The 26,562-nt window shown below is 63.6% G+C and carries 28 protein-coding genes and 2 pseudogenes; 10 read left to right on the top strand and 20 right to left on the bottom strand.

Annotated elements, in window-relative coordinates; genetic code table 11:
* Positions 1-422 (top strand): zinc-binding dehydrogenase (locus AC0L2P_RS00975; RefSeq protein ID WP_473499309.1); only part of this gene is annotated, 422 nt, incomplete at its 5' end.
* A 102-nt stretch (positions 423-524) separates the two neighbouring features.
* Here the strand turns inward: AC0L2P_RS00975 and AC0L2P_RS00970 are convergent.
* Complete coding sequence (locus tag AC0L2P_RS00970; RefSeq protein ID WP_473499640.1) at positions 525-1,415, bottom strand: AraC family transcriptional regulator; 891 nt, start codon at positions 1,413-1,415, stop codon at positions 525-527.
* Positions 1,416-1,561: 146 nt separating this feature from the next.
* Here AC0L2P_RS00970 and AC0L2P_RS00965 point away from each other — a divergent pair.
* Positions 1,562-2,316, top strand: a pseudogene (locus AC0L2P_RS00965) (SDR family oxidoreductase).
* A gap of 128 nt (positions 2,317-2,444) precedes the next feature.
* On the opposite strand, the gene AC0L2P_RS00960 reads toward AC0L2P_RS00965, so the two are convergent.
* The 4 genes from AC0L2P_RS00960 to AC0L2P_RS00945 form a co-directional block, all read right to left on the bottom strand.
* Positions 2,445-2,879 carry an FKBP-type peptidyl-prolyl cis-trans isomerase gene (locus AC0L2P_RS00960; protein WP_473499307.1) on the bottom strand — a complete coding sequence of 145 codons (435 nt, stop codon included), beginning with the start codon at positions 2,877-2,879 and terminating at the stop codon, positions 2,445-2,447.
* A 232-nt stretch (positions 2,880-3,111) separates the two neighbouring features.
* On the bottom strand, positions 3,112-3,825 hold the full coding sequence (locus AC0L2P_RS00955) for an SDR family oxidoreductase (RefSeq protein WP_473499305.1): 714 nt from the start codon (positions 3,823-3,825) through the stop codon (positions 3,112-3,114).
* A gap of 47 nt (positions 3,826-3,872) precedes the next feature.
* Complete coding sequence (locus tag AC0L2P_RS00950; RefSeq protein WP_473499303.1) at positions 3,873-4,358, bottom strand: VOC family protein; 486 nt, start codon at positions 4,356-4,358, stop codon at positions 3,873-3,875.
* 68 nt (positions 4,359-4,426) lie between these two features.
* Positions 4,427-4,612 (bottom strand): DUF1127 domain-containing protein, encoded by a 186-nt coding sequence (locus tag AC0L2P_RS00945; RefSeq protein WP_473499301.1) that lies wholly within the window; start codon positions 4,610-4,612, stop codon positions 4,427-4,429.
* Positions 4,613-4,819: 207 nt separating this feature from the next.
* Here AC0L2P_RS00945 and gcvA point away from each other — a divergent pair, with 207 nt between their 5' ends.
* Positions 4,820-5,713 (top strand): transcriptional regulator GcvA, encoded by an 894-nt coding sequence (gene gcvA / locus AC0L2P_RS00940; protein ID WP_473499299.1) that lies wholly within the window; start codon positions 4,820-4,822, stop codon positions 5,711-5,713.
* Positions 5,714-5,924: 211 nt separating this feature from the next.
* Here the strand turns inward: gcvA and AC0L2P_RS00935 are convergent, their stop codons facing one another.
* The 5 genes and pseudogenes from AC0L2P_RS00935 to AC0L2P_RS00915 form a co-directional block, all read right to left on the bottom strand.
* Positions 5,925-6,398, bottom strand: a complete 474-nt coding sequence (locus AC0L2P_RS00935; RefSeq protein WP_352468481.1) for a VOC family protein — start codon at positions 6,396-6,398, stop codon at positions 5,925-5,927.
* A gap of 264 nt (positions 6,399-6,662) precedes the next feature.
* Positions 6,663-8,663, bottom strand: coding sequence for an ABC transporter ATP-binding protein/permease (locus tag AC0L2P_RS00930; RefSeq protein WP_473499297.1), 2,001 nt, complete (start codon positions 8,661-8,663; stop codon positions 6,663-6,665).
* A gap of 111 nt (positions 8,664-8,774) precedes the next feature.
* Positions 8,775-9,311, bottom strand: coding sequence for an SRPBCC family protein (locus AC0L2P_RS00925; RefSeq protein ID WP_473499639.1), 537 nt, complete (start codon positions 9,309-9,311; stop codon positions 8,775-8,777).
* A pseudogene (locus AC0L2P_RS00920) lies at positions 9,285-9,578 on the bottom strand (ArsR/SmtB family transcription factor); the annotation flags it as partial. The gene AC0L2P_RS00925 and the pseudogene AC0L2P_RS00920, both read right to left, overlap by 27 nt.
* 527 nt (positions 9,579-10,105) lie before the next feature.
* Complete coding sequence (locus AC0L2P_RS00915; RefSeq protein ID WP_473499295.1) at positions 10,106-10,399, bottom strand: hypothetical protein; 294 nt, start codon at positions 10,397-10,399, stop codon at positions 10,106-10,108.
* A gap of 205 nt (positions 10,400-10,604) precedes the next feature.
* Between AC0L2P_RS00915 and arr the strand changes: the two genes are divergently transcribed.
* On the top strand, positions 10,605-11,012 hold the full coding sequence (arr, locus tag AC0L2P_RS00910; protein WP_473499293.1) for an NAD(+)--rifampin ADP-ribosyltransferase: 408 nt from the start codon (positions 10,605-10,607) through the stop codon (positions 11,010-11,012).
* Between the two features lie 120 nt (positions 11,013-11,132).
* Here arr and AC0L2P_RS00905 read toward each other — a convergent pair whose 3' ends face one another.
* Both AC0L2P_RS00905 and AC0L2P_RS00900 read right to left on the bottom strand, forming a co-directional pair.
* Positions 11,133-12,443, bottom strand: a complete 1,311-nt coding sequence (locus AC0L2P_RS00905; RefSeq protein ID WP_473499291.1) for a hemolysin family protein — start codon at positions 12,441-12,443, stop codon at positions 11,133-11,135.
* A 74-nt stretch (positions 12,444-12,517) separates the two neighbouring features.
* Positions 12,518-13,444 (bottom strand): LysR family transcriptional regulator, encoded by a 927-nt coding sequence (locus AC0L2P_RS00900; protein WP_473499289.1) that lies wholly within the window; start codon positions 13,442-13,444, stop codon positions 12,518-12,520.
* Between the two features lie 127 nt (positions 13,445-13,571).
* Between AC0L2P_RS00900 and AC0L2P_RS00895 the strand changes: the two genes are divergently transcribed.
* Positions 13,572-14,591, top strand: coding sequence for a zinc-dependent alcohol dehydrogenase family protein (locus AC0L2P_RS00895; RefSeq protein ID WP_473499287.1), 1,020 nt, complete (start codon positions 13,572-13,574; stop codon positions 14,589-14,591).
* A gap of 47 nt (positions 14,592-14,638) precedes the next feature.
* On the opposite strand, the gene AC0L2P_RS00890 is transcribed toward AC0L2P_RS00895, so the two are convergent.
* From AC0L2P_RS00890 to AC0L2P_RS00875, 4 genes are all read right to left on the bottom strand, one after another.
* Positions 14,639-15,346, bottom strand: coding sequence for an LssY C-terminal domain-containing protein (locus AC0L2P_RS00890; protein WP_473499285.1), 708 nt, complete (start codon positions 15,344-15,346; stop codon positions 14,639-14,641).
* 66 nt (positions 15,347-15,412) lie between these two features.
* The gene (locus AC0L2P_RS00885) at positions 15,413-16,282 is read right to left on the bottom strand and encodes an extensin-like domain-containing protein (protein ID WP_473499283.1); all 870 of its coding nucleotides are present in this window, start codon (positions 16,280-16,282) and stop codon (positions 15,413-15,415) included.
* A 113-nt stretch (positions 16,283-16,395) separates the two neighbouring features.
* The gene (locus tag AC0L2P_RS00880) at positions 16,396-17,352 is read right to left on the bottom strand and encodes an extensin-like domain-containing protein (protein ID WP_473499281.1); all 957 of its coding nucleotides are present in this window, start codon (positions 17,350-17,352) and stop codon (positions 16,396-16,398) included.
* 76 nt (positions 17,353-17,428) lie between these two features.
* Complete coding sequence (locus AC0L2P_RS00875) at positions 17,429-17,854, bottom strand: DUF3775 domain-containing protein (RefSeq protein WP_473499279.1); 426 nt, start codon at positions 17,852-17,854, stop codon at positions 17,429-17,431.
* 237 nt (positions 17,855-18,091) lie between these two features.
* On the opposite strand from AC0L2P_RS00875, the gene AC0L2P_RS00870 reads away from it, so the two are divergent.
* Both AC0L2P_RS00870 and greA read left to right on the top strand, forming a co-directional pair.
* Positions 18,092-18,649, top strand: a complete 558-nt coding sequence (locus AC0L2P_RS00870) for a tetratricopeptide repeat protein (RefSeq protein ID WP_473499277.1) — start codon at positions 18,092-18,094, stop codon at positions 18,647-18,649.
* Between the two features lie 313 nt (positions 18,650-18,962).
* Positions 18,963-19,436 carry a transcription elongation factor GreA gene (gene greA / locus AC0L2P_RS00865; protein ID WP_023719113.1) on the top strand — a complete coding sequence of 158 codons (474 nt, stop codon included), beginning with the start codon at positions 18,963-18,965 and terminating at the stop codon, positions 19,434-19,436.
* A gap of 137 nt (positions 19,437-19,573) precedes the next feature.
* Here the strand turns inward: greA and waaC are convergent, their stop codons facing one another.
* The 3 genes from waaC to rfaD are packed head-to-tail and all read right to left on the bottom strand — an operon-like array spanning position 19,574 to position 22,475.
* Positions 19,574-20,548: a lipopolysaccharide heptosyltransferase I gene (waaC, locus tag AC0L2P_RS00860; protein ID WP_473499275.1), complete on the bottom strand. Its 975-nt coding sequence runs from the start codon at positions 20,546-20,548 to the stop codon at positions 19,574-19,576.
* On the bottom strand, positions 20,545-21,552 hold the full coding sequence (gene waaF / locus AC0L2P_RS00855) for a lipopolysaccharide heptosyltransferase II (RefSeq protein ID WP_473499273.1): 1,008 nt from the start codon (positions 21,550-21,552) through the stop codon (positions 20,545-20,547). Before waaF ends, waaC begins: the two co-directional genes overlap by 4 nt.
* The gene (gene rfaD / locus AC0L2P_RS00850) at positions 21,525-22,475 is read right to left on the bottom strand and encodes an ADP-glyceromanno-heptose 6-epimerase (RefSeq protein WP_473499271.1); all 951 of its coding nucleotides are present in this window, start codon (positions 22,473-22,475) and stop codon (positions 21,525-21,527) included. The genes waaF and rfaD overlap by 28 nt, the downstream gene beginning before the upstream one ends.
* Before the next feature lie 175 nt (positions 22,476-22,650).
* Between rfaD and AC0L2P_RS00845 the strand changes: the two genes are divergently transcribed.
* From AC0L2P_RS00845 to AC0L2P_RS00835, 3 genes are all read left to right on the top strand, one after another.
* Positions 22,651-23,283, top strand: coding sequence for a LysE family translocator (locus tag AC0L2P_RS00845; RefSeq protein WP_473499269.1), 633 nt, complete (start codon positions 22,651-22,653; stop codon positions 23,281-23,283).
* A gap of 139 nt (positions 23,284-23,422) precedes the next feature.
* Positions 23,423-24,901, top strand: coding sequence for a D-glycero-beta-D-manno-heptose-7-phosphate kinase (rfaE1, locus tag AC0L2P_RS00840; RefSeq protein ID WP_473499267.1), 1,479 nt, complete (start codon positions 23,423-23,425; stop codon positions 24,899-24,901).
* Between the two features lie 7 nt (positions 24,902-24,908).
* Positions 24,909-25,484, top strand: coding sequence for a D-sedoheptulose-7-phosphate isomerase (locus tag AC0L2P_RS00835; protein ID WP_473499265.1), 576 nt, complete (start codon positions 24,909-24,911; stop codon positions 25,482-25,484).
* A 383-nt stretch (positions 25,485-25,867) separates the two neighbouring features.
* On the opposite strand, the gene AC0L2P_RS00830 is transcribed toward AC0L2P_RS00835, so the two are convergent.
* Entirely contained in the window at positions 25,868-26,344 is a 477-nt protein-coding gene (locus tag AC0L2P_RS00830; protein WP_023678347.1) for an Lrp/AsnC family transcriptional regulator, read from the bottom strand.
* Positions 26,345-26,562 lie beyond the last annotated feature (218 nt).

The raw sequence follows: 26,562 nt of genomic DNA, 5'->3' as shown, positions 1-26,562 counted from the left end.
GGGGGCCCGCGGGGGCGGCCCCAACCCCCATGTGGGCGGGGCGGGCCCCGGGCGGGGCCGCTCCGGGGGCCGGGGGCGTCCCCTTAATATATCACCGGGGGGGCGCCCCGCCGCCGGCGGCCGCGCTCGAGGCCCTTGCGCCTTGTGGAGAGCTGGTATTTGCCGCACTGGGCAGATACAGGCTCGGCGCCCCGCAGATGGAGGCGATGATCGGCCGCAACCAGTCGCTGAGAGGTTTTGCCCTGCTGCCGTTGCTGTCTACGGACGGGCTCCGTGGTGACCTGTCGGAGCTCTTCAATCTGGCGGCAAGTGGTGAGCTTAATGTGACCAACGGCGGTCGCTTTCCGCTCGACCAGGCCAGCCACGCGCATCGCCTGCTTGAGGAGCGCGGCGCTACCGGCAAGGTTGTCTTGATACCTTAGTGTCGCAATAGGGCTCACTACCCATTGGCCAATCGCCGATTCCGGCCGTTTGCACCAGTTCGAGACGTCGCCTCGCAAAGGGTCGCAACACGGATCGGCGCCTCAAGCGGCGGCCAAGGTTCTGCCTCTCGTTTCCTTTGCATCCCGGACAGGCGTGCGGCCGAACAGACGCCCATATTCCCGGGTGAACTGCGACACGCTTTCGTAACCGACCGCGAACGCCGCGCTGCTCGCCGTCTTTCCCTCCGACAGCATCAACCGCCTCGCCTCGATCAGGCGCAACTGCTTCTGGAATTGCAGGGGAGAGAGCGAGGTCACCGCGCGAAAGTGTTGGTGGAATGATGACGGACTCATCCCGGCTACAGCCGCCAGGTGTTCGACCGGCAACGGCCGCGCGAACTCTGCCCGAAGCACCGCGACCGCGCGCGCCACTCGCCGCACGTGACCGTCTGGCCACCCCAGGCGCCGGATCGCCGGTCCGTGCCGTCCGGCCAGCAGCCAATAGTGCATTTCGCGCACAAGCTGGGCCTGCAGCACCGGGACGGTGGCCGGGCGATCGAGCAGCCGCATCAGACGCAGGGCCGCGTCGGCGACTTCGGCGTCGGTCGGGTCAACTCGCACCGACGCGTGGTCGGCGACATGCTGGCCACCCATTTGCACACTCAGCTCCGCAATGACGGCCGGGTCGAGCTCCAGCACAAGCGAGTAGTAAGGGGCGGCGATGCTGGCGCGCGTGATCTGGCTCACTGTCGGCACGTCCGCCGTGATCAGCAGCGAATCTCCGGCCGAGAAGGCGAAGCCCTGGGTGCCAACGGTGACATGCTTGCTTCCTTGGACCACAAGGCATGCGAGCGGTCGGGAGATGGCGTAGACCAGGCCACTGGGCCCGGTCGCCCGCACCGTATCGAGGCACCGTATCGGGGTGCACGCAATGCCGTCCGGGTCGGCATTGGCGTCTGCATAGCGGCGGACGGCATCGAGGAGCGCGGGCATGGACCGAAATTTATTCCCCTTGCTGTCCGACATGCAAGGCACTTTGGAGGATTAGGCAAAAACGGCCGAGCTTCCGGCAACAAAGGCCGACCCCTCGGGGCGATATCAGCGTGGCCAAAGCAGTGGTCCAAACAAAGGAGCAGGCCATGACCAAGATCACCCTCGTTACTGGCGCCAGCCGTGGGCTCGGCCGCAACACCGCACTCAGCGCCGCACGCCGCGGCGACGACGTCGTCCTCACCTACCATAGCCGCAGCGAAGAGGCTCAGGCCGTCGTCGCGGAGATCGAGGCAATCGGCCGCAAGGCGGTCGCCATCCAGCTCGACACCGGCGAGGTTGCCACCTTCGCTTCTTTCGTCGAGCGCCTGCAGGCGGCATTGCGCGAGACCTGGCAGCGCGAGACGTTCGATCACCTGGTGAACAATGCAGGCCACGGCGACATGGCAATGATCGCCGAGACGACGGAAGCGCAATTCGACCGCCTGGTCAATGTCCACTTCAAGGGTGTGTTCTTCCTCACCCAGAAGCTGCTGCCGCTGATTGCCGATGGCGGCCGCATCGTCAATCTCTCCTCGGGCCTCACCAGGGTGTCCTATCCCGGCTTCTCCGCCTATTCGGCGGTGAAGGGCGCGGTCGAGGTGCTCAGCGTCCACATGGCGAAGGAGCTGGGCGCCCGCGGCATCGCGGTCAACACGGTGGCGCCGGGCGCGATCGAAACCGATTTCCTTGGCGGCGCTGTCCGCGACATGCCCGACCTCAATAAGGTATTTGCGGAAATGACCGCGCTCGGCCGCGTCGGCGTTCCCGACGATATCGGGCCGATGATCGCAAACCTGCTGTCTGAGAATAATCGTGGGTAAATGCCCAGCGGATCGAAGTGTCCGGCGGCCAGGCCATTTGAAGAGGTAGGACATCGTTGCTTCGGGTCCGTCCTGGGAGCGGAAAGCAGGGCGGCGGGTGACGCACCTCCGGAACTGCCAGTCGAAATGCGTCACCCGAAATCATGGCCACCACGGGCTTGGCCGTACGCTACGCCGCCCGAACGATCTCGACCAGTTCAACGTCGAACACCAGATCCCGTCCCGCCAACGGATGATTGCCGTCGAGCTTGACGCTGGTGTCGTCCACGCCGACGACCGTTACCGGCATCGGGCGCCCTTCTGAGGTTCTGACTTGCAATCGAGTGCCGATATCGACGTTGATGTTGTCCGGCACGCGGGCGCGGTCGATGGTCATGACCGCTTCGGGGCGGTGGGGGCCATAGGCGGCGTCGGCGGGAACGGTCACTGTGCTTTTCGCGCCCACCTCCATGCCCTCGACATGGGTTTCGAGACCGGCGATCACTTCTCCTTCACCCAGCGTGAATTGCAGCGGCTCGTTGCCGGAAGCGTCGAACTGAGTGCCGTCGGTCAGCCGGCCATTGTAATTGATGCGCACGGTGTCGCCATTCTTGGCCTGTGTCATGATAGCCATCCTTTGAAGTTTCGAGGGGCCGGCCAAAGCTCACGGTCCCGTCCTCGATCATCCACGCACTCGGGTGCGCGGCGCGAAACGCTAAAACTAGGGACCTGGCGGCCGATGTAAACCCCGATTGAGCGACGCCGGCATGACCCGTCGGCGTTCGTCGCCTCGGCAGGAGTGCACCGGACTAGCGGTCATGCCGGCTCAACCCATTCAGGCGGCGTGCAAACGGCGGCTAGATCAGGTTATGGCCGCCGTCTATGCGCATTGTTTCGCCGGTCGTGAACTCGCTTTCCATGAGGTAGACATAAGCGGCGGCGACGTCCGCGGCGGTCGGAATTTTTCTCGACGGCAAACGGGCAGCCATGTCGGCAAAGAAGCTGGACTTGGCTTCTCCAACGATGTCCCACATCGGTGTGTCGACCCATCCGGGGGACACGACATTGACGCGAGTCGGGGCCAGTTCGAGCGCCAGGGCGCGGGCGAAGTAGCTGAATGAGCCGGCAATCGCCGCGACGACCGAACCTCCCGGCACCGGCGGCCGATCCTTGTTTATTCCCGAGGTGAAGGTCATGGAGCCGCCGGCTTTCAGGGTGCGCACCGCGTGTTTGGCGAGCATGACCGCGCCAATCAGCTTGTTATCGACGAAGCCTCGCACAGCCTCCATGTCGGTACTGCCGATCGGATCCCCGGGCGGCAGTGTTCCGGCGGTCGATACCAGGTGATCGAAGGGACCGACCTCTTCGAACAGGCGAGCGACGTCCGCTTCGTCGGTCATATCGGCAACCACGCTTGTCACGCGGCCCGCATGGAGCGTCCGTTCGGCCGCCTGCAGTTTCTCTGGCGACCGACCGACGATCACGACCTTCCCTCCGCCGTTGAGAGCAGCTTCCGCGACGCCGAGACCGATGCCGGAGCTGCCGCCGACGACGATGACTTTCCTGTCCACTAGCGATGTCATGGGAGTTCTCAATTCGTTGCGAATGCGGTGGGAGGTCAGGCTTTGCCGGCGTAGGCGGCTTCGAGGTCGGCGATGATGATCTTGCGCATCCCATACATCGCCTGCCGGACGCGGTTGGCCTTTTCGCGGTCCGGATCGGCACTGAGCCGCAGCAGGATTTCCGGGATGACCTGCCAATAGACGCCGAACTTGTCGGTAAGCCAGCCGCAGGGTTGTGCCCTGCCACCACCGGCGGTGAGCGCCCCGTAGTAGTAGTCGGTCTCGGCCTGGTCCTTGGTCTCGATGTAGAGCGAGAGCCGCTCGTTGAAGGGCGGCTGCGGCCCGGCGTTGAGCGCGGTAAGCTGCAGGCCCTCGAGCTCGAAATCGAAGGTGGCATGCGGGACCGTCTTGTTGGTTCCGGACACCCAGTCGGTGTATTCGATCGTCTGGAGCGCTTTGCTGTTCTTGAAGACCGAGAGATAGAAATCGCGGGCTTGCTCCGCATCGGTGTTGAACCAGAGGAATGGGTGGATGGTGGCCATGTCCGTTCTCCGTTAATTCCTTGCGACAGCGATCTTTGGCGAAGAGTCCGCTGTTGCTTTCGTTCAGGCTAGCGGTAGTCCGACGGCCGATAGACCGAGCCGTCCCAGTCGCGGGCAAACCCGAGGCCTTCGAGCCGACGGCTCGAGAAGCGTGCAATCTGCCGCTCGGTCCGGCGCCGGCTGCTCGAGGCGAGGATGCGGCCGGCCATGCCGGCGAAGGCGTCGACGATGGGTTCAACTCGTTTGGCGTTCATGGTGCTCTCCCAGAGTGGCGGCAGTTTTGGTTTCAGCGGTTGCCCTGCGACTTTCGTCAGCGAGCGTACCCGTCACACCAAACTCACCTTTTGCAGCGGCGGTTGATGACTGATTACGCGAGCAAACATGCCGCCTTCCGGCCTGGACGACAAACGACTTATCGGCGACAATGTGTGAGCATCACTCACACATACAGGTATCGATCCATGCCCCGGAAGCTGCCTCCCCTCACCACCTTGCCGAGTTTCGAGGCCGCGGCGCGCCTGTTGAGTTTCTCCAAGGCGGCAGAGGAACTTCATGTCACCCACGGCGCCATCAGCCGGGCGATCAAGAACCTCGAGGATCAGCTCGGTGTGCAACTGTTCGAGCGCGGCACGCGTTCGGTGAGCCTGACAGCGGTCGGCGAGCCCTATGCGCGGGCGGTGCGCGAGGTGCTCGACCAGCTTGCCGCCGCCACCGCTGCGGCAACGGCCCGCTATTCGAGCTCGACATTGAACGTCAGTACCTCCGACGGCTTCGCGGGGAGATGGCTGGTGCCGCGCCTCTATCGCTTTCACCGTGCGCATGGCGAGGTCGATGTGCGGGTTTCGACAAGCGGGAAGCTGACCAACTTCCTCGGCGACGGCATCGATGTCGCCGTCCGTTATGGCAGCGGAAAATATCCGGGGCTCACGTCAGAGTTCCTCACCGGCGAGGAGGTGTTTCCAGTATGCAGCCCAAAGCTTCTTGAGGGTGCGCATCCGCTCCGCACGCCTCAGGATCTCAAACACCACACGCTGATCCGTGACAGCTTTCCGATCGACTGGGCGATCTGGCTGGCAAGCGCCGGGGTCGAGGGCGTGGACCCGCGGAGCGGGATTACCTTCGACTCCGCCACCTTTGCCATGGAGTCGGCCGCACAAGGCGAGGGGGTGGTGCTCGGCCGGACCATGCTCGTTGCGGCCGACCTCGCCGCCGGGCGGCTTGTCCGCCCCTTCGGCCACGCCCTGAAATCCCCCTCCAGCTTCTATCTCGTCTACCCGCCGGAGGCGATCCGCCAGCGCAAGGTCAAGGCGTTTCGGGATTGGCTGCTTTCAGAAGTCACGCCGCAAATAGGTTGATCGGCAGGCCGGGCCAAGAAAACAGGATCGTCTGCAGGTCAATGTCCGCTTCGGCCTGTCGGAGCTCTTCGATCTGGCGACGTGTCAGCGCAGTTCAACGCCATCGCACGCCTTACGCACAGGCGGCATTCCAGGCGCTCCGCTCCGATCTTGTCGATGACCGCCTCCTCCGGCTGACGCGCCGACTTCCGCTTCGGGCCACCCCGAACTGTCAGCCGCGCCGCGCTGCCTCGATCGCTGCAACGTCGATTTTTTTCATCTCCATCATCGCTTCGAATGCGCGCTTTGCTTCATCGCCGCCGGCGGCCATCGCTTCGGTCAGCACACGCGGCGTGATTTGCCAGGAGATGCCCCATTTGTCCTTGCACCAGCCGCAGGCACTCTCCTGGCCGCCATTGCCGACGATGGCGTTCCAGTAGCGGTCGGTCTCCTGCTGATCGTCGGTGGCGATCTGGAAGGAGAAGGCTTCGTTATGCTTGAACGCGGGCCCGCCATTGAGGCCGAGGCAGGGGATGCCGGCGACCGTGAACTCGACAGTCAACACGTCGCCCGCTTTGCCGGACGGGTAGTCGCTGGGAGCGCGGTGCACGGATTTCACCGAACTGTCGGGAAAAGTCTCGGCATAGAAGCGGGCCGCAGCCTCGGCGTCCTTGTCGTACCAAAGGCAGATCGTGTTCTTGGCGATTGTCATTGCTGGTCCCTTTGCTTTCGAAATCAATCTGGGGCTTTGGAAATCAACCCGTGTTTTTACAGCCGGCCCCGGCCTTGCACCCACGAACATGGAAATGCGCTTGTGCCATCGACGTTCCAACAGCGGCACCTGCGCGGAATCAAGGTATCACGGCTGGTGTTTTAACGACCAGATGCGGGCAGTCGCTCGAACCGGCGACGGTCCGCCGGGTCCCGACCGGCGGCCTTTCCTTTTTGTTCTGGGGCAGCGCCGCTTTGCTCAAGATCGCGCTGGCCTTCCGTTGGCACGCTGTTGCCTCAGAAGGCGCATGAGCAAGTTCCATCTGTCCTTGCGCGGCACGAGTTCGATGTCGCTGACAAGTTTTGCGCCGCCCTTGTGCCGCTCCAATGTGATCTTGCGGCTATGGAAGGCTTCCAGCTCGGCGCGATGCGCTACGCTTATGATGGTGACCTTCGGCAATTCGCGAATGACCATCTCCATCATCTTGTCCTGGCTCTTCTCATCGAGCGCCGACGTTGCCTCATCCAGCACGATGATATCGGGCCGGTGCAGCAGAAGACGCGCGAAGGCGAGGCGCTGCTTTTCGCCGCCCGACAAGGTCTGGTCCCATGGCGCGTCCTCCTCGATCCTGTCGTTGAGATAATCGAGACCCACCTTGTCGAGCGCGGCCTTGATCTTATCCAGCGTCCAGTTATCGGCGGCGCCCGGATAGGCGACCGCGCGGCGAAGCGTCCCGGTCGGGATGTAAGGCCGTTGCGGCAGCATGAACAACCGCCTGTCGGCGCGGATGTTGACGCTGCCGCTCCCCCATGGCCACAGACCCGCGACGGCCCGCACCAGCGTGCTCTTGCCCGAGCCGGATTCGCCGGCCACGAGCACCCGTTCGCCCGGTTCGATCACGACCTCGGTTTCCTTGACCACGGCGGTGCCGTCGTCGAGCGACACGGAGAGATTGTTCAGGCTGAGCATCGCATCGCCGCCGGTTTCGCCGCGCTTTATGCGTCCAAGCGTGTTGCTGTGCTCCGCGCGCTCGAGCCCGTCGAGCGACATCATCAGCGAGGCGATGCGCCGTGCAGAGGCGTTCCAATCGGCGAGACGGGGATAGTTGTCGACCAGCCATCCGAACGCGCCCTGCACGATGGCAAAGGCCGAGGCAGCCTGCATGACCTGTCCAAGTGTCATGCTGCCTTCGAGAAACTTTGGAGCGCAAAGCAAGACCGGCACGACAGGGGCAAACAGGCTCGACCCCTGCGACACCAGCGCCGTGCGCATGTGCTGGCCTGCAAGGAGCGCCCATTGCCTGAGCACATGGCCGAACGTCTTGTCGATGCCGCTGCGCTCCTCCTCCTCGCCGCCGAGCAATGCAATGCTCTCGCCGTTTTCCCGCACGCGCGTCAGCGTGTAGCGGAATTCGGCTTCCGCCTGATTTTTTCCCTCGGAGAGGCGGACGAAATGGCGGCCAATGACCGCCATCGAGGTGGACGTGATCGCGGCATAGAGCACTGCGGTGATGACCAGGAAGCCAGGAATGGTGACGGTCGAACCTGCGATCGGCAGGGTCAGGGCGCCGCCGATCGTCCAGAGTACCACGATGAAGGTCGAGGCCGACAGAAATGCGACGATGACGCCGGCGATGAAATCAACGGGCGATTCGGTGGCAATCCGCAAATCCTCGGCGATGCGGGCTTCGGGGTTGCTGTGATCGCCGCCGACGAGGTTCAGCTGATAGTAGCGGCCGCTCGCCAGCCAACGCGCGATAACCGCTGTGGTGAGCCAGGAACGCCAGCGGCGCTGTATCTTCATGCGAAAGAAGACTTGTGACACCACAAGGCTGGCGCTTCCGAGCACGAGCGGCAGGAACACGGCGCTCAGCCGATATACGGCATGGGCATCGCGTTGCTCAATGGCGTCGAAAATTGCGCGATTCCAGACATTGATCCCATACTGGAAGCCGACATTGGTGACGATCAGGACCAACAGCCCGATCGTCAACGGCCAAGCGACCCTGTCGCCACTGCTGCCCCAGTAACCGCGCGCGCTGATCCAGAAGCGCTTAAGCAGGTACCTCTTGCGCGCCCGCTCGGCCTCTTCCGGTTTCAGCTCAGGATCGGGTTCGGCGGCATCCGGCGGCGGCGGCGGGGGCTCGCCGACGACCTCTGACGCGACTTCGAGAGTCGATTGTTTCTCGTGGCGCGACTTCTCGGCATCGCGCGATTGGGCGTCGTCAACCGATTTCGGCTTGAATTTAGCCTCGGGCATCCGGCGATAACGGCTTAAAAATCAGAAGGTTTCATAGCGTGTCTCCACTCAGTGGGATCGCAGTGGACCAAACGGTTCTTGCCAGTCACGCGCTCAAAGTCGCAAACGGTGTCAAGCCGTCGCACCGGGGAAAAGGTCGTGGAACCGCCGCAAGTAGAGCGGCCAGCCTTGATCGCCATCGACTCCCCCGCGCACGCCCTCCCAGCCTTCGCCATGGCGTTCGAGGTTCCGGTGCTCGATTTCAACCCGGGTTCGGTTCTGCGTCTCAGCCGTGAACCGGACTTCCCATTCGCTGGTCTTGTTCAGGTCGCTCTCAATCTGCCACCGAGGACTGATATCCCAGCTCAGAACCAGCCGGCTGGGCGGATCGTAAGCCAATACACGAGCCCAGCGGCACTCGCTGCCGTCCACGCCGCGATCGTAAACGTGGCCCCCAACCCTGGGTTCGAAGATTGTCTCTGCGATCGGCACGGCAAGAAGATTGTGCTCGCGAGGTTTGAACCTCCCGAAATCCTCGGTGAAGACCTTGAAGGCACGCTCGACAGGTGCCTCGACAACGACGAAATGCCTTACGGGCGCGGTTGCAGGATGCTTGCTCATGGCTGGTCCTTCTTTGGGGTGCTCGACGGCCAGTTTGTAGCCTGCCAGGGTCTTGCTCCAGAACTCATCGATTTCCGCGCGCAGACTTGCCAGGCCGTTCGGATCGATACGGTATATTCGTTCCTTGCCTGAGCGCGTGTCGGCCACAAGCCCGGCATCCTTGAGTACTTTCAAGTGCTGAGAGACCGCCGGCCTGGTCACAGGCAGCACACGAGCAAGTCCGCTGACCGAACAAGGCTGTTCGACCAACAGTTCGAATATCGTGCGCCTCGTCGAATCTCCGAGCGCTGTCCAATGTTTCGCGTTAGTGGCCACTAACGCGAACTTAAATCGATGGGCCTGCGCTGTCAAGCTGGAGAGGTCGACAGTGCGGAATTCAGCCCCGGTCGGACCCTGTCGGTTACGGGAAAAAACTGTTGCTCGCGTCTTCGGAATTGCTCACGTCCCAGCGCTGAATTCCGGAACAAGGGTGCGATTTTTCCGTTGACCCAAAAACCGGAAGCGACCCGCATGTCCGAATTGCCGAATGAAGAGATTGAAGGGCGGCTGAACGCCCAGCGCGAGGTTGGCGCTGGTCGTCGCGCTGCTTGCCAGCAAGGATACGGCCCCGGAGCGAATATGGGCCGAACTGGAAGCCCGTTTTCAGTTTCAGAACAGTCAGGAGGACCCCGGCGTCCTGCCAAGCCGCGCATTTGCCATCGAAGCTGCGAAGATGCGCGAGTTCAAGCTGATCCCGAAGAGGCGCAAGCGCGCAATGCCGAATGGAGCGGGGACAAGCCACAGGACGCCAGCTGAAACCCCGGCGAGCGGATGCAGGACCGGTTATTTTTGGCGAACAAGCGTCAGCTTTGCCGGAGAAGTGCACGCGCCAACTCCTCCCATTCCTCGTCAAGCGTTGAGGTCGACGGCGCGGCATTGCTGCGGCGATACCAGTATTCCGCATTCGACTGGTCGCCTTCCTTGCGGTGGAGATAGGCATGCACGTGCATGCCCGCCATATCGTCGCGCTGCTGCGCGCATTGGTGCGCCTTAGTCCAATCGCCCTTTGCATCCCACCACAGCGCCTGCAGGGCAGGGCTCAAGCCGGCTGGCGGCTGTGGTTTGGCAATCGAATCCCTGAAGGCTCGCAGATCCATTTTTCCACCATAGCGACGGTACAGGCGCCGATGATAGCCGCGCCGGCAGCCGACCGATAGCGTGCATCGGGCGGGATGACCGGAATGGGTATCAGGAGTGCTGAGCGCGGACGTCCGATAACCGCACGGCCAGACGCTTGATTCGATGACGTGCATGAAATAGTGCGCGCCACGAAACCATGATGAGACAGCGAGGAGCGAGCCAATGACAACGTCCGACAAGCCGCGCCAATTCTACCACGGCACCCGGGCCGAGCTTAAACCGGGAGACCTGATCGAAGCCGGTTACAGTTCCAATTACGGCGCGCGAAAGCAGGCAGCCTGGGTCTATCTGACCGGCACTCTGGATGCGGCTATCTGGGGTGCGGAACTGGCCACTGGTGACGGACGCAAAAGGATCTACATTGTGGAGCCAATCGGCGCGATCATGGACGACCCCAATCTTACGGACAAGAAATTTCCCGGCAATCCGACGCAGTCCTATCGCTCCCGCGAGCCGCTCAGGATCACGGGCGAGGTCACCGAGTGGCAGGGCCACTCCCCCGAGCGGCTGAAAGAGATGAAGGACCATATCGAACGGCTGAAGGTGCAAGGCATCGAGGCGATCGACTGACCGCTAAGTCCCGCAATTGCCAAGCCTGGCTCTGACCTGCGGTCGGCGGCAATCGCGTTCCGCGTCGCCGCCGCCGCAAACTACGGTTGCCGCAATAGATCAGACCGACCGCGCCGCTTCTTACCGCACGACCTCGCGCTGGCCGCCGGGGAGGGGGGTGGCGATGAGCTTATCGATGCGGCGGCCGTCGAGGTCGACCACTTCGAAGCGCCATCCTTGCGCGTCGACGCATTCGCCGGTCGTCGGCAGATGGTGCAGATGCGCCAGCACATAACCGGCGACGGTTTCGTAGTCGCGGTTTTCGGGTAGGTCGATGCCGAGAACCTCCGCCATCTCGTCGGCCTGCATGTAGCCGGCGAGCAGCCATGAACCGTCCTCACGCTTGACGGCGTTGTCCTCTTCGCCGGCATCGAGATCGGAACGGAAGACGCCGGTGATCGCTTCCAGGATGTCGGCGGGGGTGACGATGCCTTCGAAATGGCCGTATTCGTCATGCACCAGCGCCATCGGCACGTCGGATTCCTTCAGCGTCGCAAGCACGTCCAGCGCGTCGGCCTGGTCATGCACGATCGGCGCGGCGCGCACGTGCCGGCGCGGGTCGAGGGCGCGGCCGCCGAGCATCGCCGCCAGCACATCGCGGGTCTGGACCACGCCGATCATGGCGTCGACGCCGCCGTCGCCGGCCGGCAGGCGCGAATGCTGGGTGTCCATCAGCAGCTTCCTGATCGCCGCCTCGTCGGATTGCAGATTGATCCAGTCGACCTCGGTGCGCGGCGTCATCACCGCGCGCACGGCACGGTCGCCGAGCCGCATGACGCCGGCGATCATGCGCCGTTCGTCGGATTCGATGGTGCCGTGGTGCTCGGCTTCGGCGACCAGCATTTTGATCTCCTCGTCGGTGACCTTCTCCTCGCTCTGGCCGTGCTGGCCAAGCAGCCACAGCAGGGCGCGGCCGGAAAAATCGAGCAGGAAGACCAGCGGCGCCGAGACGCCGGCGAGGATGGTCATCGCCGGAGCGACCCTGACGGCGACCCGTTCGGGGTCGCGCAATGCGATCTGCTTGGGCACCAGTTCGCCAATGACCAGCGAGCCATAAGTGATGATGGCGACGACAATGCCGACGCCGATCGGGTCGGCGAGGCTTTCGCGAACACCGGCCGACGCCAGGAAGATGGCCAGCCGCTCGCCGAGCGTGGCGCCGGAAAAGGCGCCGGACAAGACGCCCACCAAAGTGATGCCGATCTGCACCGAGGACAGGAATTTTCCCGGATCGGAGCCGAGCGCCAGAGCCCGGCCGGCACCCTTGACGTTGCGGTCGATCATCGCCTTGAGGCGCGCCGGCCGCGACGACACGATGGCGAGCTCGGACATCGACAGAAGGCCGTTCACGCAGATGAGGACGACCACGATGGCAATTTCAGCATAAAGCATGCGGGTCCATAGCATTGCCGCGCGGTTTTCGAAAATAGGACGGTCGCGATTTTTGAATTTGGCGAGCGGAGCGATCAGGCGGCAGCCCATGCGGCATCCCAGGGCGGCGCGGAAAAATGCTCGATCAGGGTGTCGACGACGACGCGAACCTTTGGCGCGAGGTTGCGTGTTACCGGCCAGATGGCATGCACCACGGTGTTTTCGACAAGACAGTCCGAGAGAACCATTTCGAGCTCGCCGCGCCTGATGCTGTCGGCCGTCAGCCATGTCGGCAGATAGACGATGCCGCAGCCGGCCAGTACCGCATCGAGCATCGGTTCGCCGTGGCCGAGCACCAGCCGCGCCTTGGGCGCGAATTTTTCGAGGCGGCCGTCGGCACGCCTGACGGTCCAGGGGTGGACAGTGCCGTCGCGGCCGTAGCCGATGAGGCTGTGCGTGGCGAGATCCTCGATCGATTGCGGCCTGCCATGGGCGTCGAGATAGGCGGGGGCGGCGACAATGCCAGAACGCTGGGCATAGATGCGGCGCGCGGCGATCGACAGGCTGTCGTCGAGGTCGCCCATGCGCACCGCCAGGTCGATGCCTTCCTCGATCAGGTCGACGCGCCGGTCGTTGAACGAGATTTCCATCGTCAGATCCGGGAATTTATTGGAAATGTCGAACAGCAGCGGGGCGACGCACCGGCGGCCGAAAGCCAAAGGCAGGTCGACGCGCAGCCGGCCGGAAGGCACCTGCTTGCGCGATGCCAACATCGACTGGGCGGCTTCGATCTCGGCCAGTGCCCTGACGCAGGCCTCGTAATAGCTCAGGCCCTCGCTGGTCGGGCTCAGGCTGCGGGTGGTGCGGTTGAGCAGGCGGACGCCCAATCGCTGTTCCAGCTGCGCGATCGACTTTCCGACCGCCGATTTGGTGACATGCAGCCGCGCGCCGGCGCCGGTGAAGCTGCCGGCCTCAACCGCGTGAACGAATGCGACGATGCCTTGCAAATTGGCCGGTTCCAATGAAGCGCTCCTATTGTAGAGTTTTGCTCCTTAATCTGTTGCAGAACATGCCACATGGAAGCACTTTTCTCCATAGTGAATCGGCGTAAATGTCTCGCGCAGCCATCAACCGCGGAGCGCGAACCAAATGAGCACCGAAAACAGATCTTGGCAGATGACCGGTTTCGGCCTGTCCAGGTTGAAGCCGGCTGTGGGCAAGCTGCCCCAACCCGGGCCGCACGACCTTCTGGTACGCGTCACAGCGGTATCGCTGAATTACAAGGACAGGATGATCGTCGATGGCGTGCTGATACCGGATCTCAGCTTTCCGTTCGTGCCGACATCGGACGCGGTGGGCGAGGTGGTGGCCGTCGGCGGCGAAGTCAGCCGCTTCGGCATCGGGCAGCGCGTGCTCGGCCAGGTAATCGCCGACTGGCCGGACGGCGACGCCCCGCCGGTGCTGCACAAGCACACGTTGGGTTCGTCACTGCCCGGCATGCTGTCCGAGTATGTGCTGTTTCATGAGGATGCCGCGGTGGCGGCGCCGCCGTCGCTCAGCGATGTCGAGGCATCGACGCTGCCGATCGCGGCGCTGACGGCGTGGTTCGCGTTGATTGAGGCGGCCAGGCCGATCCCGGGCGAAACCGTTCTCATCCAGGGCACCGGTGGCTTGTCGCTGTTTGCGCTGCAATTTGCCGCCGCCTTCGGCCTGCGCGCCATCGTCACCTCGAGCAGCGACGAGAAGCTCGGGCGGGCGAAGGCGCTCGGCGCCTGGAAGGGGATCAATTACCGCAGCCAGCCGGCATGGGACGAGGCTGCGCGCGAACTGACAAACGGGGCCGGCGTCAGGCATGTATTGGAAATGGTCGGCGGCGATAATGCGCGGCGCTCGCTCAATGCGCTGGGCGCCGATGGCAGGCTGTCGCTCATCGGCCTTCTCGGCAGCATGGAGCTGAGTTTCCCGATCATTCCGTTCCTGCGCAACCGGATCGTCGTACAAGGCATATCGATCGGCCATCGCCGCGCTTTCGAACGAATGAACCAGGCGATCGAGACGCTCGCGATCAAGCCGGTGATCGACAAGATGTTTGGCTTCGACGAGGTGCCGCAGGCATTCGAGCGATTGGAGACGGGACCGCTCGGCAAGATCGTGATCACCGTGCCCTGAGCCCGCGGGGACGAAAAGGTTGTCGGACGGGAAGGCCGATTGCGCGCCTAGGGCAGTTCCAGCAGGACGCCGATAATGGCCTTGCCGTCGGTGAAATAGGGATCGCCTTCGCCGTTGCGCCCGGTCTTTGTGGCGCCGATGCCCGGTACCTCGCTGGTCGAGATCAGCATGCCGGCGGCGGAGAGGTCGCGCATCAGCGCATCGCGCTCGGCGTCGATGTCGGGGCCGATATAGTGGGTGATCGCGCCGGTGTCATGGCTGAGGCCGACGCCACGGTCGAAGCTTGCCGAGCCAAGCCAAAGCGGCCGGCCGTCGTCTCCGGTCGCATCGGTCTGCCAGAAGCGGACGTGATGGCGCCGGTCGGCGCTGTCGCCGACCGGCTTTTCGAAGGCGAGGTCCTGGGCCCGGCCTTCGAACAGCAGCCGGCTGACCGGCGCGTCGGGATAGGGGCGGTTAAACAGCACGCTTTCGCCGATCTCGATGGCGGTCTTCAGCGTGACCGCGTCTGCCGTATCCCAGCCGGCGACGGCAAAGGCATGGACAAGCTCCTTCTTGGTGCCGACAAGGCCAACATTGATCGGATCGCCCGGGATGCCTTGCGGCGTGTGTGTCACCATTTCGAATTGCCGGCCGCGAAAATTGCGGTCCCGCAACGTCCAGAACTCAGGCGCGGCGAAATAGGCGAGCGAGAGATAAGCGGCACAGCATGCCACCAGCCAGGTCGTTGCACGTCGTCGAAGGCTTCGTTGGCTCAAAAGGCTCCACCCAAGCGTCTGCCCAGCATCTTAACCGCCGCAGCAGGTCTTGGGCAGGGGCCGCAATCAGCGGCAGGCGCGATAGCCGTTCTTGCGGTTCTTGATGTCGAAATGGAAATGGTTGCGGTGGTCGTAATTGTAGCCGGGGCCGAGCACGGTGGTGAAATACTGGCAGCTGTCGGCGCGCACATTGTTGAGGAAGCCGCGTGTGCGGAAGGCGAACAGGCCGGGCTTGCGGACGTCGATGTCGTCGCCATTGTTAAGCTCGATGCTCATCACATCGAGCGCATTGCCCTTGCCGTGTTCCGACAAAACACCTTCGCCGGCAATCCTGCGGCAGGAATAGCTCGAGCCCTGGTGGATGGTCTTGACGCCTGAAAAATAGCGCCAGCGGGCCGACGGCACGAGTTCGTTGCTGGTCCAGCCGGCAAAGGTGGCGGCCATGTCGCAGGTCAGCGTCGCGGCCGGCTTCATCTCGACGCTGCCGATGGCCGAGACCCTGACCGGATAGTCGATGCCGCACTGGCCTTCACGGATCGGCGTAACGTCGGTGTAGACGACGCCTAGGCGTCTCAATTCCTTGCGGCAATCGATCTCCGTGGCCGGCATCTGTTCGGCCGGCGACATCGGGTTGTCCAGGCGCGGATAGGCGGCCGTCATATATGGATTGGACGGCACGAGGCGCTGCATGCCGGAATATTGCCGGCCGGGCTCTTGCGGGTCGGACTCTTGCGGCCCGGAATATCGTGGATCGGAATTGGGCGGGACGGCAGCCGTCTGGCTGCCGACATCGACCGCCGGCTGCAGCGACAGCACGCTGCCGGTGTTGCAGGCCGAGACCGCCGCAATGGCAAGCAGGGCGGCAAGCCTGCCGGCCATGCGCGCGCGTCCTGTGTGCCGCGCAGCGGCGAGCGCAGCGCGAAATAACCCGGCCATCGGAAGGGTTCCCTGTCCCCAGATGGCACAGACTCTAAACCTGAAGAGTAAAGGAAAAATCAGCGGTGCCGTTCACGCCTGCGGCCAAATTGCGGCGCCCGCCATCGGCGACGTCATTGGCAAAACGTGCCGCCATTACGGCGCGGTTCGAGGTCGAAGTGGAGATGCAGCGAATGGTCGGCGTCGCTGCCGGGGCCAAGCACGGTCTTGAACGGCCCGCAGGCCGCCTTGCGCACTGCATCCAGGAACTTCGCGTCCTTCTCTGGCCGTGTTGGACCGACATCGATCTCCTTGCCGTCGGAGAGCGTGAAGCTGGCGATGTCGAGCGCGTTGCCGAACGCATGCTCCGATAGTTTGCCGCCGGAGTGGCGGGGCCGGCAGACGAAGGCGGAGGCCTGGCCGATCGATTTGATATCCATGCCGAACTCGGCCTTTGCGGTAGGCTGGATGACCGAAGCAGCAAAGCGTGCGGCCGCTTCCGCCATCTGGCAATTCAGCTCTGGGTCCGGGCCGATGGCGATGGATTTGCCGAGCGTCTTCAGCACGATCGGGTAGGGGATCGAGCAACCGACCGCCGTATCATGCTCTGGCTTGCGCTCCTCGAAATCGACGCCCATCGACTTCAGCCGCCTGCGGCAGGCCAGTTCCTCGGCTGGCATTTCTTTCTCGGCAACGACCGCCGATCGAGGATCTGGAAGGATTGGTTGCTCCTCTTTTTTCTCCTCCGCCTCGGCCGGTTTTTCTGAAGGGTTCAATGGGCTTGCCGGTGGCTCTGCCTGTGCCGGCTTTTCAGGAGGTTTTGGGGCGGTCGCCGGCGGTTCCGGCTGCTCGGTCTTGGGCCGGCCATTTTGCGACTGTCCGTTTTGCGGCTGCTCAGCCTCCGGGGCCGGGCGCGGTTCCGGAACCGGGATGTCGGCTGGCGACGGTGGGCTGGCTTCCTGGTTGAACTGCGGAACCGGCGCAGTTTGCGGCAGCTCGGGCGCCTTGGCTAAAACGGGTCCGGTCAGCAGCGACGTAGCCGCAACGGCCAGCAGCAATCTGTACAGTTTGGAAAAACCTAGCGCCGCCATTGTCTCGCAACGGCCAGAATGCAGGGAGGTTGCCTTGGGCGAGGGGGGCGGCCGATCACAATCAGTAACCGCGTTGTCACGCGCCGATCGCTTCCAGGCCTTCCTCGAGCCAGTCAGCCAGGAGCGGCATGCCGAGCAGATATTTTGCCGTGCGCTTGTTGGCGCGCTCGCGGGCGGCGGCCAGCGCGTCGGTCCATTCCGTCGCGTCATAGTCGCCGCGCCCGATCCAGACCAACGCAATCAGTTCGGCCGCTTCGTCGACATTGAGATCGTCGATCAGCTCGCGCAGTTCCTCCTCGGTGAGATCTTCGGAACTTTCCTCGGCAAGGCCGTCATGATGGTGGTTGTCGTGCGCGTTGCCGTCGAGCTCGACCTCGTGCTCGGCGCCGTCGGCATAGTCGTCGTTGACGGCGGCGCTGAGCGCCTTGGCCTTGAGGATAAACAGGCGCACGGTGTCGGGACCGATCGAAAGCTCCCAGTCTCGTTCAACGCGTTGCTGCACCGGCCGTCTCCCTGCTTCGTGCTCGGGCGGCCCGATGATAGCGGATTTGCAGCGCTCGTCACGTTCTCTCGTGCGTCGGCGTTAATCGTGAAGCATGATTTCCGATGCCCTCTGTTGCCGGGATAAGATGGCCTTCCTGGGAGAGATCGCGGTTTTGAGGTAGGATGGCATTTTCCGGGGACGAAACGGGTTCGGCCCGGCGTTAGTGTTGCATTGTCAGGTTCAAAGGAGAGTGTAATGCGCAGACGATTGCTGATTTACGCCATGGCCATCGCCGCCCTGCCGCTGATTGCGGCTCCGGCGTTTTCGGCTGGTGAAGGCGGGGGGGCCGGTGGTGGCGGCGGCGGCAATGGCGGCGGCGGCCAGAGCCAGTGCAAGAAGGGGGAGGTCTGGGACAAGAAGCAGAAGAAATGTGTCTCGCCGAAAGAAGGCATGCTGGACGACGACAGCATCTATGATGCCGGTCACGCGCTGGCGATGGATGGACGCTATGACGAGGCGATCGCCGTGCTCAGCCTCGCCGCCAACAAGCAGGATCCGCGCATCCTCAATTATCTCGGCTATTCGCACCGCCATTCCGGCCGTGTCACCGTCGGCCTCGGCTATTACGAGGAAGCGCTGCGCATCGACCCGAATTACACGCTGGTGCGCGAATATCTCGGCGAGGCGCACCTGCAGATCGGCGATCTTGCCGGCGCCCAGGAACAGCTCCGCGAAATCGAGAAGCGCACGGGCAAGGGATCTCGCGAATACGGCATGCTGTCCGAGCAGATCGATCATTTCATGAGGAGCTGATCCGACCTCCGGAACGCTGCTAATACCGGCTGCGAGCGATCGCAGCCGGTTTGCTGTGCTGAATGCTGCCCGAAACCGGAATTTGGCATCACGGTACACGTGATGTGGTCCTTGACGTTGGGTCAGCCGCGCAATCGGTGGATGATTTTTCAAAATCCGACTTTTTGGACGTGAAAAACCCGCGAAGATCGCTATATCTTGCAGAATTGTGGTGAGACGGTTCCGTTAGCGAGGCTGCCGGACCGTTTTCTTTTTGTACCATCGACAAGGTCGCTCCCGATTTCGGGGGCGGCGGCAGGAAAGGTCAGGCATCATGAACAAGGTCCCGATGACAGGCGAGGGGTTCGCGTCATTGAAGGAAGAACTGCGCTGGCGCCAGCAACAGGAGCGGCCGCGTATTATCGAGGCGATTTCCGAAGCGCGCTCGCATGGCGACCTCTCCGAAAATGCCGAATATCACGCGGCAAAGGAGGCACAGAGCCTCAATGAGGGCCGGGTCAACGAACTCGAGGACCTGATTGCGCGGGCCGAGGTGATCGACGTCACCAAGCTCAGCGGCGACAAGGTCAAGTTCGGCGCAACCGTGGTGCTGGTCGACGAGGATACCGAGGAGAAAAAGACGTACCAGATCGTCGGCGACCAGGAGGCGGACGTGAAGTCCGGCCGCATCTCGATCTCCTCGCCGATCGCGCGCGCCCTGATCGGCAAGGAAGTCGGCGACGCCATCGAGGTCAACGCACCGGGCGGCGCCAGGGGTTACGAGATCGTCCAGGTGCAGTTCATCTAGAACTTTTGATAATTCTACTCTGGCGAGTCGACTAGCGCAGTTTTCTGCGCTTCCGGTGCTCACGTACTGTAGGTACGCTCCGCTCTGGTTCTCGAAACCACGCTATTCGACTCGCCAGAGCGAATTCTGAAAAGGTCCTATGCAGCGCCTTGTAATTTAAGTGCCAGCAATGTCTCCGCTTCCGCCATCACCTCGGCCGGCGTGATGCCGCGGCCGGGCTTGGCCAGCAGCGTCGAAGAGAACGGCCCGCACGGGCCGGTCAGGCCGGGCTCGGTGGCCAGGAATATCGCCACTGTCGGCAGGCCGAAAGCGCTGGCGAGATGGGTCAGGCCGGTGTCGGCGCCGATGACCAGCGTCGAACCGCCGATGACGGCGGCGACCTCGGGTAGCGGCGACCGGGGAACCACCACGGTTTGCGAAACAGCGCCGGCGATCGCTTCGGCAACCGCCTGTTCCCGGTCGTTCGACCAGGTGGTGACCGGGGTCATCCCGTTGTCCACCAGCAGGCGGGCGGTTTCGATCCAGTCCGCGACCGGCCATTTCTTGTCATCGCGGCTGGTGCCGTGCAGCAGGAAGGCTGCCTTTTCGCCGGCAAAAGTCGATTTTCCGGCTGGCGGCACGATGCCCGACTCAAGCCTCGAAAAATCCGGCTCGTAGCCGAGCGCCAGGCCGAACAGGCGTCTCGTGCGCTCGATGGCATGCAGGCCGCGCGCCACGGCGAAGCGATGGCCATAAAACAGGCTTGCCGAAGGCTCGCGGGCGCTCGACCGGTCGAAACCGGCGATCGGGGCTGCCGCCAGCCGCGCCACCAGCGCCGATTTCAGCAAGCCTTGCGCATCGAGGACGAGGTCGTAGCGGCAATCGCGCAAGGCGCGGCGCAAGCCGACCACGTCCCGCCATGTGCCGGGCTCGAGCAGCTTCGTGCGCCAGCGCCGGATCGCCACGCTGTGGATGGTTTGGATGGCTGGATGCAGCGCCACGATGCCGGCAAAGGCCTCTTCGACACACCAGTCGAAGGAGATATCCGGCCGGGCGCGGCGCGCATCCTCGACGGCAGGGAAGGTGTGGATAACGTCGCCCATCGACGACGTCTTGACGATCAGCACCTTCATGCGGCGGCCGGCATTTCCAGCAGCCGCTCCGCCGCCGCCACGACGCGTTCGACGTCCAGCGTCTTCAGGCAGTTGAGATGGCCGAGCGGGCAGGTCTTTTTGTGGCAGGGCGAACAGGACAGGCCGAGCCAGACCAGTTCGCGGCGCTCGGCGAGCGGCGGCGTGTTTTCGGGCGAGGTCGAGCCGTAGACGGCGACGACCGGCGTGCCGACGGCGGCGGCGACATGCATGAGCCCGCTGTCGTTGGAAACGGCGAGCCTCGCCGCCGCAATCAGATCGATGGCATCCTCGAGCCGCGTCTGGCCGGCGAGATCGAGGGCGCCCGGTGCCAGCGCGGCGATTTCAGCTGTCACCCCAGCGTCGTTCTTCGATCCGAACAGTGCGACGCCAAACCCTTTCGCCATCATCTCGCGGGCAAGGCCGGCATAGTGTTCGCTCGGCCACCGCTTGGCCGGACCGAATTCGGCGCCCGGCATCAGTGCCACGAATTCCCCCGCCGTCAGCCCGAAACGGCCAAGCAGTGCCGTCTGGTTGGCTTGATCGACTGCAAGCTTCGGGGCTCGGAAGGCGCCGCCCCGGGCAAGGCCGAAATAGGCCTGTGCGGTGCGCCGTTTCAGGCGATCGGGCAACGGCACGATGTCGGTCAGCAGGCCGTAGCGCATTTCCTTGAGATGGCCGATGCGGCGCGGGATGCCGGCAAAGAACGGGATCAGCGCAGATTTCCAGCTGCCCGGCAGGACAAAGGCCATTTCGTAGCGGCCGCGCAGCAGGCGGCCGAAGCGCCTTCGAATGCGGAATTCGAACGCGCCGGATTGCAGCGGCAGGTCGATCTGCTGGCGGATTTCAGGCATGCGCTTGACCAGGGGTGCTGCCCAGGCCGGCGCCAGCACGTCGATCGCGGCGTTCGGATGAAGCTCCCTCAGCGCCTGGAACAGGCACTGCGCCATCACCATGTCGCCCACCCAGCGTGGGCCGATCACGAGGATCGTTGGGCTTTCAGCCATTCGACATAGTCTCTGACGCCGGTTTCCACTGTGCGGAACTGGCCATTGTAACCGGCTGCGCGCAAGCGGGACATATCAGCTTGCGTAAAGCTCTGGTAGCTGCCCTTGAGGTGGTCGGGAAAGTCGATGAACTCGATCTGGCCTTGGCCGAGCGTATCGATCACCGTTTCGGCAATGGCGCGGAAGGGCTGGGCTTTGCCTGTGCCGCAGTTGAAGATGCCGCTCGAGCCGCGTTTCCACAGCCACAGATTGAGGTCGGCGACATCGCCGACATGGATGAAATCGCGGCTCTGTTCGCCGGGCCCGAAACCGTCATAGGCGCCGAACAGCTTGGGGTTTTCGCCGCGTTCGACCTGGTTGAACAAATGGAAGGCAACCGAAGCCATGGCGCCCTTATGCGCCTCGCGCGGTCCGTAGACGTTGAAATAACGCAGGCCCGCCACCGGCGAGTGGTCGGTATCGAAGACGGTGCCGCGGACATAGTCGTCGAACAGCTTTTTCGAATAGGCATAGACGTTGAGCGGGCGTTCGTATTGCGGCTCCTCGCGGAACTCGGCGCCGCCGCCATAGACCGAAGCGGACGAGGCATAGAGGAAGGGCACGCGCAGGGCCAGGCAGGCGTGCAGCAGGCGCTTCGAATAGGTGTAGTTGACCTCCATCATGAACTTGCCGTTCCATTCGGTGGTGGTCGAGCAGGCACCCTGGTGAAAGACCGCCTCGATGCGGCCGAGGTCGCCGGCCTCGATCCGCGCCAGAAAATCGTCCTTGTCGAGATAATCGGCGATCTCGAGATCGGCGAGGTTGGCGATCTTGTGGCCGTCGGTGAGGTCGTCGACGACCAGGATGTCGCTGAAACCGTCGGCGTTGAGCGCGGCGACTATGTTGGAACCGATCATGCCGGCGCCGCCCGTGACGATGATCATGAAAGCCTCTGGTACCTTGTGCCGGTTGTAGCCCTTGTGGGATTCTGGCCTTATAGGGGAGGCGGGCCGGGCTGTCGACAAAGCAGGTGGCGGGCGGCCGGGCGAGCGCCACAGTGGCGCTGCAAAGGTCACGTTTTAGCCGGCGTGCTGGCCGACCGGCGACAGGAGCAAGGTAATGCCGTCAACGGAACTGCTTGTCGCCTTTTTCGCCACTACGGCGATCTTTGCCTATATCCCCGGCCCCGCCATGCTCTATGCCGCGGCGCAAACCATGGCGCGCGGCCGCTGGTCCGGCCTGATGGCGGCGCTCGGCATCCATCTTGGCGGCTACGTTCATGTCTTCGCCGCCGCTGTTGGCCTGTCGGTGCTTTTCCATGCCGTGCCGGTGCTTTACATAGCGGTCAAGCTGGTCGGTGCGCTGTATCTGATCTGGCTCGGTGTTTCGCTGTTTCGCGCCAAGGCGCAAGGCGACGTTGTCTTGCCGGGAATTCAGCCGAAATCCGCCAATCGCGCCTTTTCCGAGAGCGTTGCCGTCGAGGTGCTCAACCCGAAAACGGCGATTTTCTTCATGGCGTTCCTGCCGCAATTCATCGATGCCTCGGCAGCGTTTCCGGTCTGGCTGCAGTTCGTCGTGCTTGGAACGATCGTCAATTTGATGTTCTCGTCGGCCGACATTGTTTGCGTGGTGCTGGCCGGCGTGGTGATCGCCAGGCTGCGGCAATCGAGCCGTGCGCAGCGCCTGATGCAGCGCGCCGGCGGTGCGGTGCTTGTCGGACTGGGCGTGCATGTCGCGCTGCAGAAAAGCTGACGCACCGTCTCGCCGCCGCGATCGGTCGAAGGCCCGGCGTTGCGTCGGCTGAAATTGCGGTATATCGGCATCGCCATGAATGGCCGGCCCTGCCAATCGAATTTCCCGTCACCGAAAATCGGCCCTCCCGCGCGTTGACATGATCAAGCTGCCTTCTCCCGAACCTCTTCACCGCGCCATCTCGCGCTTCGGCAGCGCCACCGTGCTGGTGGTCGGCGATTTCATCCTCGACCGTTTCGTCAATGGCGTGATCGAGCGCATTTCGCCGGAAGCGCCGATCCCCGTGCTGCACGGGCGCGGCGAAACGCTGGCGCTGGGCGGCACCGGCAATGTCGTCGCCAATATCGTTTCGCTCGGCGCTGCCGCGATACCGGTCTCGGTGATTGGCGCTGACGAGGCCGGCAAGAACCTCATGCGCATGCTCGGCGAATTTGACGTCGACACCGGCGGGCTGGCGCAGGATGCCGATCGCATGACGTCGTCCAAAAGCCGCTTCAGCGCGCTCAACCAGCAGGTGCTGCGTTTCGACGAAGAGGAAATCAAGCCGCTGGGCGATGCCGAGCGCGCGACATTGGTCGGGCATTTTCGCGAAGCGCTGGCACGCGCCGACATCGTCATCCTGTCCGACTATGGCAAGGGCGTGCTGCTCGACGGTGTCGCCGGCGAGCTGATCTCGATCTGCCGGCAAACGGGCAAGCCGGTGCTGGTCGACCCGAAGGGCCGCGACTATGCGCGCTATGCCGGCGCGACGGCAATCACGCCCAACCGCAAGGAACTTGGCGAGGCGGTCGGCCGCGCGGTGTTTGCCAACGACGAGATCGAGGCGGCGGCACGCCAGCTAATTTCGGCGCACGGTTTCGATTTCGTCGTCGCGACGCGCAGCGAAAAGGGGATGAGCGTCGTCGGTGCGGACGACGCCCGCCATATCGCCACGCAGGCGCGCGAAGTGTTCGACGTTTCGGGCGCCGGCGACACCGTGATCGCGACCTTTGCGCTGGCCCTTGCGGCAGGGGCCGACCGCGTCATGGCCGGATCGATCGCCAACGCCGCCGGCGGCGTTGTCGTCGGCAAGCGCGGCACGGCGCGGCTGACGATCGAGGAACTCACCGGCGCGCTGTTTAGCTCGCATGGCCCGGTCACCCATAAGGATGCCATCCTCGATGCCGCCGCCGCGGCGCGGCTGGTGGCGGCCTGGAAGGACGAGGGCTTGAGTGTCGGCTTCACCAATGGCTGTTTCGATATTCTGCATGCCGGCCATGTCAGCCTGTTACACGCGGCGCGCAGCCAGTGCGACCGGCTGGTGCTCGGCCTGAACAGCGATGCCTCGGTGCGCCGGCTGAAAGGGCCGGGACGCCCGGTCAACGACCAGCATGACCGGGCCTGCGTGCTGGCAGCACTTGCCTCGGTCGACGCCGTCGTCATCTTCGAGGAGGATACGCCGCTTTCGCTGATCGAGGCGTTGAGCCCCGACATACTGGTCAAGGGCGCCGACTATACGGTCGATCAGGTGGTTGGCGCCGATGTCGTGCAGAAGGCCGGCGGCCGCGTCGTGTTGGTCGACCTCGTCGCCGGCAAGAGCACCACCGGCACCATCGGCAAACTACGCGCCGGGAACTGAGGGTTTCATGTCCGAACTGAACGATTACCTGGTCCGCTCGGCGGCGGCGATTTCGGCGATGGTCGAGCGCGACCTGACCAGCGAGATGAAGCGATCCGTCAGCGCCGTCGTCGCCGCGCTTTCGCAGGGCAAGGCGCTGCTGATAGCCGGCAATGGCGGTTCCGCCAGCGACGCCATCCACATCGCCGGCGAGTTGGTCGGCCGCTTCCTCAGGGAGCGCAAGGCCTACAACGTCATCGCGCTGCCGGCCAACGCGGCGGTGCTGACCGCCTGGGGCAATGATTACGGCTTCGACACGGTGTTTGCACGCCAGGTCGAGGCGCACGGCTCGGCGGGGGCCGTGCTGCTCGCCATCTCGACCAGCGGCAATTCGCCAAGCATCCTCGCCGCCGCCCAACAGGCGCGCATGATGGGCATGACGGTGATCAGCCTGACCGGCGACACCGGCGGCAAGCTGAAGCCGCTCTCCGACATCCTGCTCAACGTACCCTCGACCTCGACGCCGATCATCCAGCAGGGGCATTTGTGCCTCTACCACCATCTCTGCGAAATGGTCGAAGAGCGCCTCTGCGACGCGGGGTGATCGGGCATTCGATTAGGCGCCAGCGCTGAAGCTGCGAATCTCCCCCCTCGTGGGAGAGATGCCCGGCAGGGCAGAGGGGGGCGCTGTCCCGCCGCCCTGTCGATGGATTTTCAATCATACCCTCAGACATGTTCTCGGCTGGTCGCAGGTGGTTGGCGTGCCTTCACGCCTCCCTCTGTCCTGCCGGACATCTCCCCCATGGGTGGGGAGATTGGATTTCGCCTCGGTTTTCGCCAATCTTCAACGCTGAAGGCAATTTTGTTCTTGCTTTGTGCCGGCAGCTATGCTACTAATTTGGGTATGGTGGTCATTCCCACCGACGACCCGCCCGCCGAGGCGGGTTTTTGTTTCCGGTTTTTTTCTCAGGCGCTTTGCCTGGTCTCTCAAGCTGAAAACGCCACCAGCCCTTCATCCTTGACCCGGCGGATGGTCAGCGCGGTTCGCACCGTGTCGACATTGGGGGCCGAGGCCAGTTCCTCGATGACGAAGGTCTGGAAGGTGCCGAGATCGCTCGCCACGCAATGCAGCAGGAAATCGGACTCGCCCGACACCATCCAGGCATCGCGCACGATCGGCCAGCCGCGGGTGCGCTCGGCGAAGGTCTTGAGCTCGGCGTCAGCCTGGTGATGCAGGCCGATCAGGCAGAAGGCGACGACGTCGAGGCCGAGCGCCGGAGCGTTGAGCAGGGCGCGGTAGCCGCGGATGATGCCGGCCTCTTCCAGCCGCCGGACGCGGCGCAGGCACGGCGGCGCCGAAATTCCGACGCGGCTCGACAGTTCGACATTGGTCATGCGCCCGTCCTGCTGAAGCTCGCGCAGGATCTTCCAGTCGATGGCATCGAGATCGGCCTTGATCGGCATGGTGGCTTCCGTGGGTACGCGAAAGAATCTTTCGCGACTTTGTAGTTAAACGACTTTGCTGTCTATTCCATCCGCTGGATCGAGGATTTTCGCATCATCTTGCTGCCGGTTGCTTGTCGCCGTCGCCGGCGCCGAAGCTTTCCGGGGACGAACGGCAACTTGCCTTGCTGGCGTCGCAGGCAACACTTACATTACGCGCAACAATCGACGAGAGTTCA

The organism is Mesorhizobium sp. WSM4836 (genome assembly GCF_055811815.1).
This window is presented reverse-complemented; position numbering and strand designations above follow the sequence as displayed.